Raw genomic sequence first — 14,146 nt, 5'->3', positions numbered from 1 at the left:
TGGCCAACGAGATGGAAACAAAGGGGTGACCGCTCTGCAAAGCACACCCCCCTGAGACCGAACTCATCTTGATGAGCTCAGGCAGAGGTGATGGGACAAATCAATCCGATATGCAGGATCGGCATACCGAGGTCAGGCCTACATCCGAACTACTTATGACGCTTTGCCTCTCTTTCGCTTCTCACCACCGAAGGTTTCAACGGGCAAGCCAATGCGCGAAATGGCGTGTGTCGTCCATCCAGGATGAGTTCGCCGAGTGATTGGGCGTGGTGAAGGTGAATCTCCATCAGATCTCCTACCAACCTCCTCGGTGTAACCAGACCTCATTGCGGGTCAAGTGTCATTGGCTGCCATTTCGGCATTGCTTCTGGTTTGCCTCGTGCACCGTGGTGAGGTGTCGTCGGCAACGTGTGGTGAAGATTTGGGGGTGAGCCTGGCTGCGTCCTTGGGATCGCGAGGTGGCTCTTCCTTCCCTTTCTTCCTCAAGGCGACAACAGCGCCGGTCAGTGCATCCAGACCTGTCTCCATCCATTGTTGCCAGTCACGCTCGGTTCTGTCGAAAAAGCAAGAGTCCACAAAAAAGACACCAGTCAGTGGCCCCAATGCTTCTCGGTGTCCACTGTTGTCAGCCAGCGCCGGACCATTCTCAACAAGCCTGCCGAATCCACACCTGGCAGGCCATGGGAAAAGAAAAGACCACCCCCTGGCAGGCCTCAAGCCACAGACTCCGGACACCCCCATGGGGTCGTTTTCGTCCCTGGCGTCTCGATATGGGGGTTTGCATTTTTCTGTGGTGAAAACGGGCTCGACCTCAGAAACTGGTTTTGTTTCTTGTGAGAAAAAGCCAGCCAATAAATGTGGTCACGTAGATAACACCAATCACCAAAAGATTCAAAGGCAAGAACAGATCCCAGAGGAAAGAAATTCCAACTGAAATCACTCCTGCCCAACCCAAGCCATCAAGCCAGTCCATGACTAGCAGCAAGCATCTTCATAGTCGTCAAACTCTTGAACAAGAGATTCAGCATCGACTGGCTGTATTTGCCCGAGCAGAAGCTCTATCCTTTGCTTCAACCATCTCGACACCTGAATCTGCTGTGCGGGTGGCACCTCATCCACAGTGATTAGCTTGAGATTCCTCCTCCAATTCTGCTCCCAATAGCTCATGACATTCAGAGCGGAGTCTTGGAACATATCTCTATTGGAGCTGTGGTTCTGTTGCGTAGACAACCATTGGCCCTACAGCAAATCCGCCAAGGCCATTCAGACGGCACTCAACAGACACCAAGACCAATCCCACAAACACACAATCAACAGCCCACACAGACGCTCTCAGGGCTCATGCAGAGCAGGCCACGTCAATCGTCGTCATCGAGAAAATCCAGCGGAATCAATCCGAGCGGATATGGAGGAACAATCTGCATCGATTTCAGTCGTTCATCAATACGCAACGCGGAGAAAGTAAAGGATCTGTTGCCACCACTGGGACGTGATTTCTTCATTGCAAAGTGACGCTTGACGCAAATAATTTGGGATTGGGATTTCACGAAGGAATTGGGTCTGGGAAGTTGTTTCGTCAGCTCTCAGTTTTCAATTGCCAGCAACGGGAGTTGCACCCGTATGTTCAAGAAGAGGTTAGAGGTGATTGCTTTCAATCAATGTTGGAGGGATTGCCAATGCGCGTTCCATCCCCCCTGGGAACGAACCTCCGACAATCGACCATTGACCACCACCCGCCCCAAGAGCCGACCAAGGACCATCGGATGACGAGATGGACCAAAAGCCGCCTCAGAGGTCAACTGGTATCGCAAAGATACATTCAGCAGGATTCATTATTGAATTCATCACAGCCAAGAACCCAGACCCAGACTGAGTTATCAATTCACGAGCAACCAATTTCCCTGGTTTGTATCGGCGTGAACGACATAGGGATTGACCGCATGGATATAACTAATGTGTAGCAACCGCTACCCACTACGTTCAGTCAGCACTCGTGTTGACCGCAGTTCGACTCAGGCCATGGAACGGGGACCTGAGCTTGCTTCGAGGAACCCATCATGACCCTGACCTATCGCGGCCAGAAGTACAACCAGAACAACGCTGCTGCATCCAACGTTCAGCGTCCGGTTCTTGTTTATCGCGGTCAGAAAGTCGCCCGCTGACAACAGCACGACGACCTCTTGTAAGCCCCGCCTCGGCGGGGCTTTTTTTATGGCTTATTTGCCTTCAGGATCGGGCTGTTTTGCCTTCCAACGTTCAAACCAAACGGCGACGGCGAGGGACACACCCACGGCAAAGCCGGCACCAATCAGCACCACACCAACTTCCACCGGCATCAACACCACCTGTTGCTACCCCAGATCATCGGACATGAGCGTCACTGAACCAACGACTGATACGCCTCATTGACGCGTCGAAACGCCTCAGCAGAACCACCGAGATCGGGATGGTGCTGCTTCACCAGTTTTCGATGCGCCTGCTTGATCTCAGCGAGGGACGCGTTGGCCGCCAAGCCCAACACCCTTAAAGCGGCACGGCGTGGATCACGGGCGTGGCCATCGTCCTGACGATCCGTTTGACGTTGGTCCGTTCGGGTGCGGCGACCCTGCCGCCTTGAACCTGATTGGTCCTGCCGCTGACGCAACTGCTCCACCACACGCTGTGGATCCTCATCCAGCCATTCACTGGCGCGAACCCCAAACAAGGCAAACGCCGCCAGAACGGCCGTTGTTTGCTTGTTCGGCTTGGCTCCCACCGCTGCCATGAGATCTGTTCCCAGCCCCCGAACCAACCGATCCAACCGCTGTTCAAGGGTTAAGTGGGCAGGAAAACCACTGCGGTTGAGCTGCTCGATCAACAGCTCCAATCCGCGCTGACGCAATGCGGTCCATCCCGGCTGCTGAGCCAGGGCCTGCCCCCAGGCCCGCACCTGTTGGCTGCTGATGCGCGGTGGAGCTTGTGCCGATGGCTCAGTCCAGGGGCGATGGGATCTGGGCTCCGTACGAATGCGTTGGCGTTGCTGACGTTGCAGTCGCTCCAACTCACGGTTGAGCCGCAACACCTCGCGACGCAAAGCGTCGTTCTCCGCCAGCAACGCCTCAACATTGCTGGTGACCCGTTGTTCAGGGCGTCCGCCTGACCACTGACGCGGATCAAAGCCCAAAGCGTGTCTCCCGCCTCACCATGGCAACAACTCACCATTGGCATGCCAGAAGCTGCCGCTGGTGGCCATGGTCAAGCCATCGATCCGGGCCAACAGCCCCTTCACCGACTGCTCGGGGGGGATCCCGCTGGGATTGAAGCGAATCATGCGAGTTCGCACCAATCCGGGATGCAAGATCGCCACGGCGATGCCCCGCGGTTCCAGATCAATCGCCAACGACTTTCCGGCCATGTTGAGCGCCACCTTCGACATCCGATAGCCATAGGAGCCTCCCGAACTGTTGTCGTCGATGGAGCCCATGCGGCTGGTCATCAGCACCAACTTCGCTCCGTTGGGCATCTGATCCACCAACGCCCTGGCCAGCAGCAAAGGAGCAAGGGCGTTCACCTCAAACTGGCGGCGAATCCCGGAGGGATCCAAATCCATCAGGCCCATCGACTGCAAAATCCCGGCATTGAGGATGACGCCATCGAGGGGCAAACCATCCAGTCGCTGCACCAGGTCATCAATGGCTGGGCTGTCGCTCAACTCAAGGCCGGCTTCCACCCGCACCCCTAGGCACTCCAGTTCATCACTGGTTTGACGGCAAACGGCCACCACGTCATCGCCACGGGCCTTGAGCTGACTGCAGTATTCCAAGCCGATCCCACGGTTTGCGCCGGTGACCAGAAACGTCGCCATCGGGAGGTTTCAGCAACCGCCATCCTGCCGGCTCTTGCATCGATCCGCTGACGCGATCACGCCGGGAAATCCCCCTCGACGCCGTACTGATGCAAACACTGTTTCACCGTGAGCACTGAGACCGTGCTGCCGGTCTCTGCATCCACCAGCAGATAGGGGCAGCCTCGGAGCACGCAGCGTCGCCGTGCGTCGATATAGGCATCAAAAGCGTTGGCATGGGAACACTCCTCCACCCAACCTTCACTGCTGAGATACCGCGTGAGGATCATGCCCACAGGCCCCTGGGCCACCGGTTATGGCTCAGGACATTTCACATCCAAGAAAGAGCCTTGAAGTCTTCGGGATCGCAACGGCTCGGGAAACGCCGAAGCAAGCCAGATCAATGGGGTTCAGCTGATCCCTGCACAACGGTGACCACCTGGTTCCAGGTGGCATGCACCACGCGATAGGTCTTCAACGTGGCGCGCGATTTGGTGCGGGCATTCACAAAGGCTTTGAACTCCGTTTTGAAGCAGATCTCCTGGATCCACTGCCCTCCTGTATCAAGCCTCTCGATGCAATACATCAAAGATTTAGCGGTTAAAAACATCACAACCGCAAAACATTTGCTGAGCACAAAATCGAAAGGTGCTGTTCGGGATCAATCAAAAAAAAGCCCCCGCGCTTGTCGGAGGCTCAGGTGGTGTGAGGAGTCGACGATTTTGCAACTGCCGACACCGTTTCATAGCTCGATTTCAGATCAGCAGCGGCCCCAGCCACAAAGCTTTATCCGCTACAGATAAAGAACACTGGCGCGACAACGCCGGAGCGCATCACGCACAGCCTCCAGCCTCGTTTCGTCCGGCCGATGCAGTCCGGCAGGCACCACCATCTCGTCGTTCGCATCCAGATGAACCCGTGCCGAGAACCAGGTGCCAGGTCCTGGCACAGACGCACGGCAGATCGGATCCTGGTTTGCATCCAAACGTCGCTCGATCAACCAACCCTCCACCCGATCCAAGGGCTGAAACGACGTGGAGGCAGAGGCGACGGACGCCATCAGGGTGAGCAGCAACAAACGCAGGGCCTGCATCACAAGGCTGGGGCAAGCGAAGCGCACCCATCGTCACAGAGAACACCGGTTCAACCGCGCCGTTGCGTTAGAAGGGCTGCGTCGCGGAGCCGTCGATGCCGTTATTTCGCTGTGAAGGGTGCTCCATGCGCATCGAGCGCTCGATGGCGGCGTACTGGCGCAACAAGGGGAAATTGCTGTGCTCATCGTGTCTCGACCGTCAGGAGATGCTTGTGAAAACGGCCGAGGGCGGCCGAAAGCAAGGTTCTTCCGAATTCCGTGCCAACAGCAACAAAAGCTGACGCCAGCTGTGGGAATGATGCCCAGGTCGTTCCCTCCCCCCGATCCATGGGTTTCCTCGCCGTCGCCGGATGCGTGCTGCTGGCCTCCGCCATGTCTGCTGCACTCACCACCAAGCCTTCCAAAGCCTGAGCGTTCAAAACGCCAGCAAAAGCTGAATAAAAACCGGGCCAGGCCCGGTTTTTTTATGGCGCTGAGCTGTTAGCCATGGATCTTTTCTCCTGCAAAAGAGATTTAGAACTGCAAATCAGATGTGCATGGCGCCCCCTCACTGCTGTAGATCCTTGATCCAATGAGCGAATCCCATGGAGAGCATCAGTCGCATCTGTGCCACCTCCAAGGGCACAACCATTGATGCCATCGGCCAGGGCCGCTATCGCGTCTGCAATCGACACGCCGTGTGCTCTGACGTTGAAGGTCTATGGCAGGCCTATGAAATTCTGCGGCGTCAGGAACAATCCTTAAGTTGATTGATGGGGCCAGGAATAAGTATCAACACTTACAGCGCTTGAGTGTTCAGCACGTAACACTTAGTGCACCCCGGTGAGGGGTAATGCGTCGACTCCGGGAGGGCCTAGGGAACCCTCCTTTTTTATGCGGGTTTTTCAAAAGCCCAGCGTTCCTGCACTGTCCTCCCCGAACTCCAGGTAAAGGCAGCGGGCATCCTCAGCCCTGCCGCAATCAATCAGATGTTGAACCCGTTCGCGCCACCACTGCGACACACCAGAACTCAACTCTTTACTAGGCAGACCACCGAAGGATTCACTCACAGCAATCATTCGTGCTGAGCAAACGCTAAGCAGCACGATTGACAACGCGAATTGGCTTGTTAACTGCTGTTAGCAGCTGTTGTTACCCAACAGCCATCTTCTGCAAAATCAGCCACAACAATCATTTGTAGCGGTTCACACTCCGCCGAGCATCAAAGCCGCAGACAGTGAAATTGCGGATGAAACCTAGGGTTCCGATCTCTTCACGGGGATGCCTGGTCCAAGAGGTTTCCACCGGCCTTGCCGGTTGCACGGAGGGACAAAAGCCCGGGAGACCGCCTCAACGCACACTCCCTTGTTTGATGTCATCCCCATCGGACCCTTCAGGGGCCTTCCAGCGTTCGCATCCCAGCGAAGGCATGCAGGCACTCGAGAAGGAACGCAAGCTTCCACTCACTGGCTGGCAGCAAGAAGTTGACCAGGCCAAACGCTTCGGGCTTGAAGCCGCCGAAAGCATTGTTGACCGCAACATCTCCACTTTCTCCAGAGGCGAGCTGCCGCATTTCGCCGGCATCAACACCTTCATGAAGGCGCCCTACTTGGAAGATGTGAACCAGGTGGGCAACTACGACGTCGCCATCGTTGGTGTACCCCACGACTGCGGCACCACCTACCGGCCCGGAACGCGCTTCGGCCCCCAGGGGATCCGACGAATTTCAGCGCTTTACACCCCTTACAACTACGAAATGGGGGTCGACCTGCGTGAACAGATCACCCTCTGCGATGTGGGTGACATCTTCACGATCCCGGCCAACAACGAAAAGAGTTTCGATCAGATCTCCAAAGGCATCTCCCACGTGTTCTCGAGCGGTGCCTTCCCGATCATCCTCGGTGGCGACCACTCGATCGGTTTCCCCACGGTGCGTGGCGTGTGTCGCCATCTCGGCGACAAAAAAGTGGGAATCATCCATTTCGATCGCCACGTCGACACCCAGGAGATCGACCTTGATGAGCGGATGCACACCTGCCCTTGGTTCCATGCCACAAACATGGCCAACGCCCCGGCAGAAAACCTGGTGCAACTGGGCATTGGTGGTTGGCAAGTGCCGCGTGAGGGCGTCAAGGTCTGCAGGGAGCGGGGCACCAATGTGCTCACGGTGACGGACATCACCGAAATGGGGCTGGAAGCCGCAGCCCAGTACGCCATTGAACGAGCCACCGATGGCACGGACTGCGTCTACATCTCATTCGACATTGACTGCATCGATGCCGGCTTCGTGCCGGGAACTGGCTGGCCTGAGCCCGGTGGCCTGATGCCCCGGGAAGCGCTCAAGCTGCTCGAGCTGATCGTGCGCAACGTTCCCGTCTGCGGCCTTGAAATCGTTGAGGTTTCACCTCCCTACGACATCAGTGACATGACCTCCCTGATGGCCACCCGGGTGATTTGCGACACCATGGCCCACCTTGTGGTGAGCGGTCAGTTGCCCCGCAAAGAGAAGCCTGAGTGGATCAGCGACACCTGCAACATGAACGTTGATCAGAAATGGAGATAGGCCATGCATGAAGTCGACATGACCAAGTGCCTTCTGATCTCCCTGAATGAATGGCGCGACCGTCGCGAAGACACCTCCGCGATGGTCGAGACCGTTCATCTCGATGTGGGGCGATTCACCTGCGTTGAACCCGATCAGCTGGTGACCACCTACAACGCTGCGGTGCAGGGCACCTGGCTGGATGGATCCCGGCTCACGATTACGGAAATCCCCTTTGTGGGCCGCTGCTTGATCTGCAACGGCACCTACGACCCCGTGCCCGAAAACGCCTACCGCTCTCCCTGCTGCGATCACCCGCTTGAGGAGATCGTCAGCGGTAGGGAATTGCGCATCCGCAGCATCGATTACCGCAGCGATGCCGCCGCTGCTCTTGAGTCCGCTCTAATCCAGCGTCAGCGCTGAAACCAATACCCCCCTTTTGCCATGCATATGCCTCTTGAGGACACCCTCGGCCTCAATCTGCTTGCCGCCAACAACCATCAGGCCGAACACAACAACGAGCATTTCCAGAGCTGGGATCTGCTTTGTCTCAACCTGATGAGCAGCCCAGGCGCAGGAAAAACCGCCCTGCTCGAACGGTCCCTCCCAGCCTTGGCTCGCGAACTCAGCATGGCCGTGCTGGAAGGCGACATGACCACCCAGCTGGATGCTGACCGCTTGGAAGCCGTTGGCATCCCGGTGGTGCCCATCACCACAGGCAGAGCCTGCCACCTTGATGCCGCCATGGTGAGTGGTGGCTTGAAGTTGCTGCAAAAACGGCTCGATCCTTCCTCGCTGGATTTACTGCTCGTGGAGAACGTGGGCAACCTTGTCTGCCCTGCGGAATTTGACGTTGGGGAACACCACAAAGTGGCGTTGCTCAGCGTGACCGAGGGCGATGACAAGCCGCTCAAATACCCCCTGATGTTCCGCAACGCGGATGTGGTGCTGATCACCAAGGTGGATCTTCTGCCCCACCTGCCTGTGGATGTGGCAGCGATCCGCCGCAACATTCACAGCATCAACCCCAACGCCACGGTGATCGAGGTCTCCGCCCTGACGGGTGAAGGCCTGGATGCCTGGCACAACTGGGTGCGGCAAGCCCTCGCCAGCCGAACCACCACAACCCCTGCTCTGGCCACCGCCTGAGCAGATCAATCCAACGTTTTGTTCCTCCAGCCCATGCCATGACCAAACAACTGCGCAACCTTCTCTTCGCCGGCCTCGCCATCGTGCTGGCCGTCGCTTGTTCCAAGCCCTCCACACCGACGGTGGGCGGCACACCGATCGTTTTGGGCTACAGCAACTGGGCCGGATGGTGGCCCTGGGCGATTGCCGTGGAGGAAAAGCTGTTCGAGAAGAACGGCGTGAATGTGGAGATGAAGTGGTTCGACGGCTACGTGCAGTCGATGGAAACCTTCGCCGCTGGCAAGATCGACGGCAACTCCCAGACCTTGAACGACACCATTTCATTCCTGCCGGGTGAGAACGGCGGTGAAGTGGTGGTCCTGGTGAACGACAACTCTGCAGGCAATGACCAGATCATTGCCGATGCCTCCATCACATCCATCGCCGATCTCAAAGGCAAGACCGTTGCCGTTGAGGAAGGCGTCGTGGATGACTATCTGCTCAGCCTGGCCCTCAAGGATGCGGGCCTGAGCCGCGACGACGTGGTGATCAAAGGCATGCCCACCGATCAGGCAGCCACTGCATTCGCGGCCGGTCAGGTTGATGCCGTTGGTGCCTTCCCTCCCTATACAGGCACCGCCATGCAGCGAGAGGGTGCGCGGGTGATCGCCAGCTCCAAGGAGTATCCCGGTGCCATTCCTGATCTGCTCACCGTCAGCGGTGATCTGATCAAGGAGCGCCCTGACGATGTGCAGAAGATCGTGAAGACCTGGTGGGACGTTCGCGAGTTCATGGAAAAGAACCCCGAAAAATCCGAGGCGATCATGGCCAAGCGTGCCGGCATTCCCACTGAGGAATACGAGCAGTATAAAGACGGCACCCGCTTCTTCTCCATCGAGGAAAACCTCGAGGCCTTCAGCACTGGTGAGGGAATGAAGTTCATGCCATTCGCCGCTGAGTCGATGGCCGACTTCATGGTTTCGGTGGGCTTCATCCCTGAGAAACCAGACTTGAGCAAGCTGTTTGACGACAGCTTCATCAAGAAGGTCTCCGCCTCCTGATGACTGCCACGGCCGCCGCTGCTCGCAAGGGGAGAAGCAATGGGCTTCTCTCCCTGTTCACCCTTGGTGCCATGCCATCCAAGGCCGTGCGTGGCGGCCTGCAGGTGGCATCACTGCTGGTGCCCCTGCTGCTCTGGACCGCCATCGCTTCCCTCGGACTGGTGGATGAAAAATTCCTTCCCTCTCCGCAGGCCGTGTTCCGCTCCCTGGCCTCCATGGCCGAGAGCGGAATCCTTTTCCAAGACATTGTGGCCAGCACCGGACGCGTGTTTGGAGGATTTCTTCTCGCCACACTTCTGGCGGTGCCGATCGGCATCTGCATGGGGGTGTACCCAGCGATCTGCGCAATCTGCGAGCCGCTGATCGCCATGCTGCGTTACATGCCTGCAGCGGCATTCATCCCTCTGCTGATCATCTACCTCGGCATCGGGGAGGAACCCAAGATAGCTCTGATTTTTCTCGGCACGATCTATTTCAACATCCTGATGGTGATGGATGCGGTGAAGTTCGTTCCCAAAGAACTCATCGAAACCACACTCACCCTGGGTGGTCGCAGCCGGCAGGTCCTGGTGCAAGTCGTCGCCCGCTACAGCCTGCCCAGCATCATCGACACCTTGCGAATCAACATCGCAACCTCCTGGAACCTTGTGGTGGTGGCTGAGCTGGTGGCCGCGGAAGTGGGCCTTGGCAAACGCATCCAGCTGGCTCAGCGCTTTTTCCGCACCGATCAGATCTTCGCCGAGTTGATCGTTCTCGGCTTGATCGGCTTCGCCATCGACATGGGATTCAGGCTGTTGCTGCGTCTCAGCTGCAAATGGGCGGTGTGAGCCTTGGAACTGATCGTTAACAACCTAAGCAAGCGTTTCGGGGAGAAATTGATCCTCGATCACCTTTCGTTTTCCATGAAATCCGGAGACTTCATGGCCCTTGTGGGCAGCTCTGGGTCCGGGAAGAGCACGATTCTGCGGCTGATTGCTGGTCTGGATCAACCAAGCAGCGGCAGCATCACTGTTGACGGCACCCCAGTCTCTGGTCCCGGGCCAGACCGGGGCATGGTGTTTCAGAAATACAGCCTTTATCCATGGCTCAACGCCGCTGAGAACGTTGCCTTCGGGATGCGACTTCAGCGGATGAAAGCAGCAGAGATCAAGGAGCGAACCGCCTATTTCCTCGAAGTGGTTGGCCTTAGTGACGCCGCCACAAAATTGCCGCGCGAACTGTCGGGCGGCATGCAGCAGAGGGTGGCCATCGCCCGGGCCCTCGCCACCAACCCCAGCATCCTGTTGCTGGATGAACCCTTCGGGGCTCTGGATCTACAGATCCGGGAATCGATGCAGGACTTCCTGCTCAAGCTCTGGCAACGAACAGGCCTGACCGTTCTGCTGATCACCCACGACGTGGAAGAGGCTTTGGTGCTGGCCCAGCGCGTCCACGTGCTTGCCCCAAATCCAGGGCGAATCATTCGATCCCTCGATGTCGATCTCGACAAAACCGATCTCGATCAGCTGCGCCTAAGCAGCGACTTCCTCTCCATGCGTCGTTCCCTCTCCGCCACCATGCGGGAGCTGGAGCCGGCACTGTCCTGACAGAACTGTCTTAAGTGAAGCCGTGTTGAATCAGACGTTCCTTCCTGCATCGCTGTACCGCGGCGACGCGATGCATCAATGGGACATCCACACCTATGCCAACCACTACTGGCATCCGGTTGCACCAATCAGCCATCTCCAACCGGGAGAGGTGCTGGCCATCACCATGCTGGATCAGCCACTTCTGCTCACCTGGCCCACTGGAGAGCATCCCCGTGCTTTTCGCAACCGCTGTCCCCATCGCGGTGTTGCATTTCGGCAAGGCGGAGGAACGGGGCAGTCCTGTCGACGCCTGGTTTGTCCTTATCACGGCTGGACCTACAACCTGCGCGGAGAGCTGCTGGCCGCGGCGCGTGAAGCCGATTTTGAGCAGGACTTTGACCGCCAGGGATGGGGGTTGCAAGAGCTTGCCTGCCGCATCGATGGCCCACTGATCTGGATCGCTTTCAGCGATCAAGCCCTAACGCTCGAGGAGCAGCTGCAGCTGGTTCATACCGAAGCCGGAGCAGCCTGGAACACTGCATCCACCCTGCTGCGACAGAGCCGAAGCAGCCTGGCCTGCAATTGGAAGATTGCCCACGACAACACACTTGACGACTACCACGTCGCCATTGCCCATCCGACAACGCTGCACCGCGAACAAGGGCCTGTGAGGGATTACCTCCATCGCTTCAGCCAACACAACAACCTTCTGGAGACACCCCACCCGGACGGGGGTCGATTCCTCACCTTCGGGCTGCCGCCATGGAGCCATCTGCTGGTCTGGCCAGACGGGCGGTTGGCATGGCTGGAATTCATGCCCGAACGACCCGACCGCTGCAGGATGCAATTGCACTTGTTTGCAGGCAGCGACGCCATGGATGCAGCCACAGCCGACGCCTGGCTGAGGGACATGCTCACCTTTCTGGACGAAGACAAGGCTTTGGTTGAATCAGTCCAATACGGATATCAAGAGGATTTCCAGCCAGGGCCTCCGCATCAGCTGGAACGAAGGATCCTGCATTGGCAGGGTCTTTACCGAGAACGGTTGGGATCAGCAGGAAACAGCATTGAGGAACGCAGCCATGAGGCCATCTCTGCATTGAGGAGCTGAACATCCGCAAGGGGTGCAGCTGTGAATGGCTGAAGCGGCATGTAGCCATCGGGGCCAAACTCAGGCGTCATCGTGATCGGCCGTTCGGGCCTCGCGCTCTGATCGAGAAACAACTGCCAACAGCGGCGATGGCTCTCGAGGGCCTCAGCCCATTCCGGTGCGAAAGGGTGGCTGACGGAGGGCCCCTGAGCATGGCCGATGCGGGCATGAATGTGATCAACCCGAGCGGCCACTGCCTGAATGGGGGGCAGTTCAGGTGTCATTAACCGTTCCGATACCGCACACCAGTGACTGAGATCCGCTGTGAGCCGAAGCCGTGGATGGCGGGCCAGCCAGGCGGGCATGCGCCATGGGTCGAAGAGAGAACGACTGCGATGCGTCTCGAGCGTCACCGGAATCGAACACGCATCAATTTTGTCCAGAAGTCTGTCGAGGAAACGATGCTGCTCGACTTCTTGCCAGCTATCGCTGCCGGTGATCAGAGTGATCTTGAGCGGGGCCAGCGCCATGGCTCGCTCCAAGCCGCGATGAACTTGATCAAGATGCTGCGATGGAGAGCAGTTGAGATCGGGGGTGTAATCCCCCCCGGTAACAATTTCAACAATCAGATGCTGTTTTGCATCGGAGAGGCAGCGACGGATCCCTTCAGGCTGAAGAGCCTTAAGACAGGGGTGATCGAGGTTCACCTCAAGGCCATCAAAGTGCTCGCATTCAGCGGAGGAGCAGGCCTGTTCAAGGGAGCCAGTCCAGCCCCACAGTGTTTTGAACAGCAGCAACCTGGGGCTGCTCAATGGATTTCCGTAAACACCTGCGGCTGAATGCCGAGATAGATCGCTTCGCGGAAGAGAGCCTGCTTCGCCTTGGCATCACGGTTCTGTTCCGCCAAGCGAAACCTTTCACGCAACGATGCGATCAACGTGGTTTGACGTGGGTTGCCCGGAGTGCCGGGAGGAGAGCTTGTCACCACCAGAGCGGGATCTCGGCCTCAGTATGGGAGAGCATCAGCCAAAGGTGTTGCCGTTCCATCCCCAGCAGCTGGCCTGCACATCCTCAAACCCGATGTACACCCGGTTGGCGGGGATTCCCGTGCGTTCCTGGATCAGTTCACAGAATGCGGCCGTCATCGCTGGCGGACGCAGGGCACCGATCGACTTCACCTCCACGTAGGCACAGGGCTCGTGGCTCCCGGCGAAGGTCATCGGCACGCCTGTCTCCAGGAGCGTCATCACGTAGGCCTCCGGCTTGCCCGTCTGATTGGCCAACTCAGACGAAAGCTCCTGCAACAACGCCGATCCGTCTTTCAGTGCTGGAAGCGACGTGCGCACATTGATCAGAGGCATCGGCCCAAGAATGCTGGGAGAAGCTTGGCACTCTCAAGCCATGAGTGCCAAGCCCTGGATGTTGATCTAATTGAAATATTTCCAAAAGCAAAGACCATCAACCTGAACAATTCGAACAAAGAAAGGCTCATAAATTTCACGCAAAAGTGATCAGCTCAATGATCCTTCTTCACTTCTTTGGCCTTGGAGACGTTCTGCGTCGCTTTGAACTCGAGCAAATCACAGGTCTCACAATCATGGGATTCAGGCCACTGAGCCTGGATGAATTGATGCACTGGTCGCAAAACATGGCCGACAAGCACCACTGGGATGGGGAGGCGATTCGTCACGACGTGATGAGCACCTGGCTTGATCAAGCCGAAGACATCACCCGCTGGAGGCATCGGCTGAATCAGGCCCCTGCTGAGGTTGAACTTTTGGCTGGCATTGGCGATCAGCGCACCTGGCGCGATCATTGGGAAGGCATGCTGCGCCAAACACCGCGTGCCGGCTGGTGATCAC

General features: G+C 57.5%; 21 protein-coding genes and 1 riboswitch. Of the genes, 11 read left to right on the top strand and 10 right to left on the bottom strand.

Annotated features, from left to right (window positions below; translation table 11 throughout):
* Nucleotides 1–811 precede the first annotated feature (811 nt).
* Both NCN05_RS07285 and NCN05_RS07280 read right to left on the bottom strand, forming a co-directional pair.
* Complete coding sequence (locus tag NCN05_RS07285; RefSeq protein ID WP_186508827.1) at nucleotides 812–973, bottom strand: hypothetical protein; 162 nt, start codon at nucleotides 971–973, stop codon at nucleotides 812–814.
* Nucleotides 974–1,358: 385 nt separating this feature from the next.
* Nucleotides 1,359–1,547, bottom strand: coding sequence for a hypothetical protein (locus NCN05_RS07280; protein WP_250397573.1), 189 nt, complete (start codon nucleotides 1,545–1,547; stop codon nucleotides 1,359–1,361).
* Nucleotides 1,548–2,057: 510 nt separating this feature from the next.
* Between NCN05_RS07280 and NCN05_RS07275 the strand changes: the two genes are divergently transcribed.
* Nucleotides 2,058–2,162, top strand: a complete 105-nt coding sequence (locus tag NCN05_RS07275) for a DUF4278 domain-containing protein (protein ID WP_114988979.1) — start codon at nucleotides 2,058–2,060, stop codon at nucleotides 2,160–2,162.
* A gap of 215 nt (nucleotides 2,163–2,377) precedes the next feature.
* On the opposite strand, the gene NCN05_RS07270 is transcribed toward NCN05_RS07275, so the two are convergent.
* From NCN05_RS07270 to NCN05_RS07250, 5 genes are all read right to left on the bottom strand, one after another.
* On the bottom strand, nucleotides 2,378–3,163 hold the full coding sequence (locus NCN05_RS07270; protein WP_250397572.1) for a J domain-containing protein: 786 nt from the start codon (nucleotides 3,161–3,163) through the stop codon (nucleotides 2,378–2,380).
* A 15-nt stretch (nucleotides 3,164–3,178) separates the two neighbouring features.
* A complete protein-coding gene (locus NCN05_RS07265) occupies nucleotides 3,179–3,844 on the bottom strand; it encodes an SDR family oxidoreductase (protein WP_250397571.1) in 666 nt (221 codons plus the stop codon).
* A gap of 56 nt (nucleotides 3,845–3,900) precedes the next feature.
* Nucleotides 3,901–4,134 (bottom strand): hypothetical protein, encoded by a 234-nt coding sequence (locus NCN05_RS07260; RefSeq protein ID WP_250397570.1) that lies wholly within the window; start codon nucleotides 4,132–4,134, stop codon nucleotides 3,901–3,903.
* 89 nt (nucleotides 4,135–4,223) lie between these two features.
* Nucleotides 4,224–4,433: a hypothetical protein gene (locus NCN05_RS07255; protein ID WP_186508831.1), complete on the bottom strand. Its 210-nt coding sequence runs from the start codon at nucleotides 4,431–4,433 to the stop codon at nucleotides 4,224–4,226.
* A gap of 183 nt (nucleotides 4,434–4,616) precedes the next feature.
* Nucleotides 4,617–4,916, bottom strand: a complete 300-nt coding sequence (locus tag NCN05_RS07250) for a hypothetical protein (protein WP_115132801.1) — start codon at nucleotides 4,914–4,916, stop codon at nucleotides 4,617–4,619.
* Nucleotides 4,917–5,041: 125 nt separating this feature from the next.
* Between NCN05_RS07250 and NCN05_RS07245 the strand changes: the two genes are divergently transcribed.
* Complete coding sequence (locus tag NCN05_RS07245; RefSeq protein WP_250397569.1) at nucleotides 5,042–5,197, top strand: hypothetical protein; 156 nt, start codon at nucleotides 5,042–5,044, stop codon at nucleotides 5,195–5,197.
* Between the two features lie 303 nt (nucleotides 5,198–5,500).
* Entirely contained in the window at nucleotides 5,501–5,665 is a 165-nt protein-coding gene (locus NCN05_RS07240) for a hypothetical protein (protein ID WP_170951296.1), read from the top strand.
* Nucleotides 5,666–5,800: 135 nt separating this feature from the next.
* Here the strand turns inward: NCN05_RS07240 and NCN05_RS07235 are convergent, their stop codons facing one another.
* Entirely contained in the window at nucleotides 5,801–5,965 is a 165-nt protein-coding gene (locus NCN05_RS07235; RefSeq protein WP_170951297.1) for a hypothetical protein, read from the bottom strand.
* 175 nt (nucleotides 5,966–6,140) lie between these two features.
* Nucleotides 6,141–6,241, top strand: a riboswitch (guanidine-I (ykkC/yxkD leader).
* Between the two features lie 26 nt (nucleotides 6,242–6,267).
* On the opposite strand from NCN05_RS07235, the gene speB reads away from it, so the two are divergent.
* From speB to NCN05_RS07200, 7 genes are read left to right on the top strand one after another with little or no spacing between them, the layout of a single operon-like run.
* On the top strand, nucleotides 6,268–7,458 hold the full coding sequence (speB, locus tag NCN05_RS07230) for an agmatinase (protein WP_250397568.1): 1,191 nt from the start codon (nucleotides 6,268–6,270) through the stop codon (nucleotides 7,456–7,458).
* A 3-nt stretch (nucleotides 7,459–7,461) separates the two neighbouring features.
* Nucleotides 7,462–7,860, top strand: a complete 399-nt coding sequence (locus NCN05_RS07225; protein ID WP_250397567.1) for a hydrogenase maturation nickel metallochaperone HypA/HybF — start codon at nucleotides 7,462–7,464, stop codon at nucleotides 7,858–7,860.
* 21 nt (nucleotides 7,861–7,881) lie between these two features.
* A complete protein-coding gene (gene hypB, locus NCN05_RS07220) occupies nucleotides 7,882–8,586 on the top strand; it encodes a hydrogenase nickel incorporation protein HypB (protein ID WP_250397566.1) in 705 nt (234 codons plus the stop codon).
* Nucleotides 8,587–8,624: 38 nt separating this feature from the next.
* The gene (locus tag NCN05_RS07215; RefSeq protein WP_250397565.1) at nucleotides 8,625–9,626 is read left to right on the top strand and encodes an ABC transporter substrate-binding protein; all 1,002 of its coding nucleotides are present in this window, start codon (nucleotides 8,625–8,627) and stop codon (nucleotides 9,624–9,626) included.
* Nucleotides 9,626–10,453: an ABC transporter permease gene (locus NCN05_RS07210; protein ID WP_250397564.1), complete on the top strand. Its 828-nt coding sequence runs from the start codon at nucleotides 9,626–9,628 to the stop codon at nucleotides 10,451–10,453. The genes NCN05_RS07215 and NCN05_RS07210 overlap by 1 nt, the downstream gene beginning before the upstream one ends.
* 3 nt (nucleotides 10,454–10,456) lie before the next feature.
* Complete coding sequence (locus tag NCN05_RS07205) at nucleotides 10,457–11,212, top strand: ABC transporter ATP-binding protein (RefSeq protein ID WP_186495586.1); 756 nt, start codon at nucleotides 10,457–10,459, stop codon at nucleotides 11,210–11,212.
* Nucleotides 11,213–11,234: 22 nt separating this feature from the next.
* The gene (locus NCN05_RS07200; protein ID WP_250397563.1) at nucleotides 11,235–12,305 is read left to right on the top strand and encodes an aromatic ring-hydroxylating oxygenase subunit alpha; all 1,071 of its coding nucleotides are present in this window, start codon (nucleotides 11,235–11,237) and stop codon (nucleotides 12,303–12,305) included.
* Here the strand turns inward: NCN05_RS07200 and NCN05_RS07195 are convergent.
* Both NCN05_RS07195 and NCN05_RS07190 read right to left on the bottom strand, forming a co-directional pair.
* Entirely contained in the window at nucleotides 12,227–13,096 is an 870-nt protein-coding gene (locus NCN05_RS07195) for an IolE/MocC family protein (RefSeq protein WP_250397562.1), read from the bottom strand. The two genes, NCN05_RS07200 and NCN05_RS07195, sit on opposite strands and share 79 nt — an antisense overlap.
* Nucleotides 13,097–13,306: 210 nt before the next feature.
* On the bottom strand, nucleotides 13,307–13,645 hold the full coding sequence (locus tag NCN05_RS07190; protein ID WP_250397561.1) for a phenylpyruvate tautomerase MIF-related protein: 339 nt from the start codon (nucleotides 13,643–13,645) through the stop codon (nucleotides 13,307–13,309).
* Nucleotides 13,646–13,803: 158 nt separating this feature from the next.
* On the opposite strand from NCN05_RS07190, the gene NCN05_RS07185 reads away from it, so the two are divergent.
* Nucleotides 13,804–14,142 carry a hypothetical protein gene (locus tag NCN05_RS07185; protein WP_250397560.1) on the top strand — a complete coding sequence of 113 codons (339 nt, stop codon included), beginning with the start codon at nucleotides 13,804–13,806 and terminating at the stop codon, nucleotides 14,140–14,142.
* Nucleotides 14,143–14,146: the final 4 nt, after the last annotated feature.

Source organism: Synechococcus sp. MU1651 (genome assembly GCF_023630635.1).
Lineage (GTDB): Bacteria > Cyanobacteriota > Cyanobacteriia > PCC-6307 > Cyanobiaceae > Parasynechococcus.
Note: the sequence above shows the minus strand (reverse complement) of the source record. Positions and strands in the feature narration are given on the sequence as shown.

Coding starts and splice junctions, on each gene's coding strand:
- NCN05_RS07285 (WP_186508827.1), bottom strand. CDS start 973: ATGGACTGGCTTGATGGCTTGGGTTGGGCAGGAGTGATTTCAGTTGGA.
- NCN05_RS07275 (WP_114988979.1), top strand. CDS start 2,058: ATGACCCTGACCTATCGCGGCCAGAAGTACAACCAGAACAACGCTGCT.
- NCN05_RS07265 (WP_250397571.1), bottom strand. CDS start 3,844: ATGGCGACGTTTCTGGTCACCGGCGCAAACCGTGGGATCGGCTTGGAA.
- NCN05_RS07255 (WP_186508831.1), bottom strand. CDS start 4,433: ATGTTTTTAACCGCTAAATCTTTGATGTATTGCATCGAGAGGCTTGAT.
- NCN05_RS07250 (WP_115132801.1), bottom strand. CDS start 4,916: ATGCAGGCCCTGCGTTTGTTGCTGCTCACCCTGATGGCGTCCGTCGCC.
- NCN05_RS07245 (WP_250397569.1), top strand. CDS start 5,042: ATGCGCATCGAGCGCTCGATGGCGGCGTACTGGCGCAACAAGGGGAAA.
- NCN05_RS07240 (WP_170951296.1), top strand. CDS start 5,501: ATGGAGAGCATCAGTCGCATCTGTGCCACCTCCAAGGGCACAACCATT.
- speB (WP_250397568.1), top strand. CDS start 6,268: ATGTCATCCCCATCGGACCCTTCAGGGGCCTTCCAGCGTTCGCATCCC.
- NCN05_RS07225 (WP_250397567.1), top strand. CDS start 7,462: ATGCATGAAGTCGACATGACCAAGTGCCTTCTGATCTCCCTGAATGAA.
- hypB (WP_250397566.1), top strand. CDS start 7,882: ATGCATATGCCTCTTGAGGACACCCTCGGCCTCAATCTGCTTGCCGCC.
- NCN05_RS07215 (WP_250397565.1), top strand. CDS start 8,625: ATGACCAAACAACTGCGCAACCTTCTCTTCGCCGGCCTCGCCATCGTG.
- NCN05_RS07210 (WP_250397564.1), top strand. CDS start 9,626: ATGACTGCCACGGCCGCCGCTGCTCGCAAGGGGAGAAGCAATGGGCTT.
- NCN05_RS07190 (WP_250397561.1), bottom strand. CDS start 13,645: ATGCCTCTGATCAATGTGCGCACGTCGCTTCCAGCACTGAAAGACGGA.
- NCN05_RS07185 (WP_250397560.1), top strand. CDS start 13,804: ATGATCCTTCTTCACTTCTTTGGCCTTGGAGACGTTCTGCGTCGCTTT.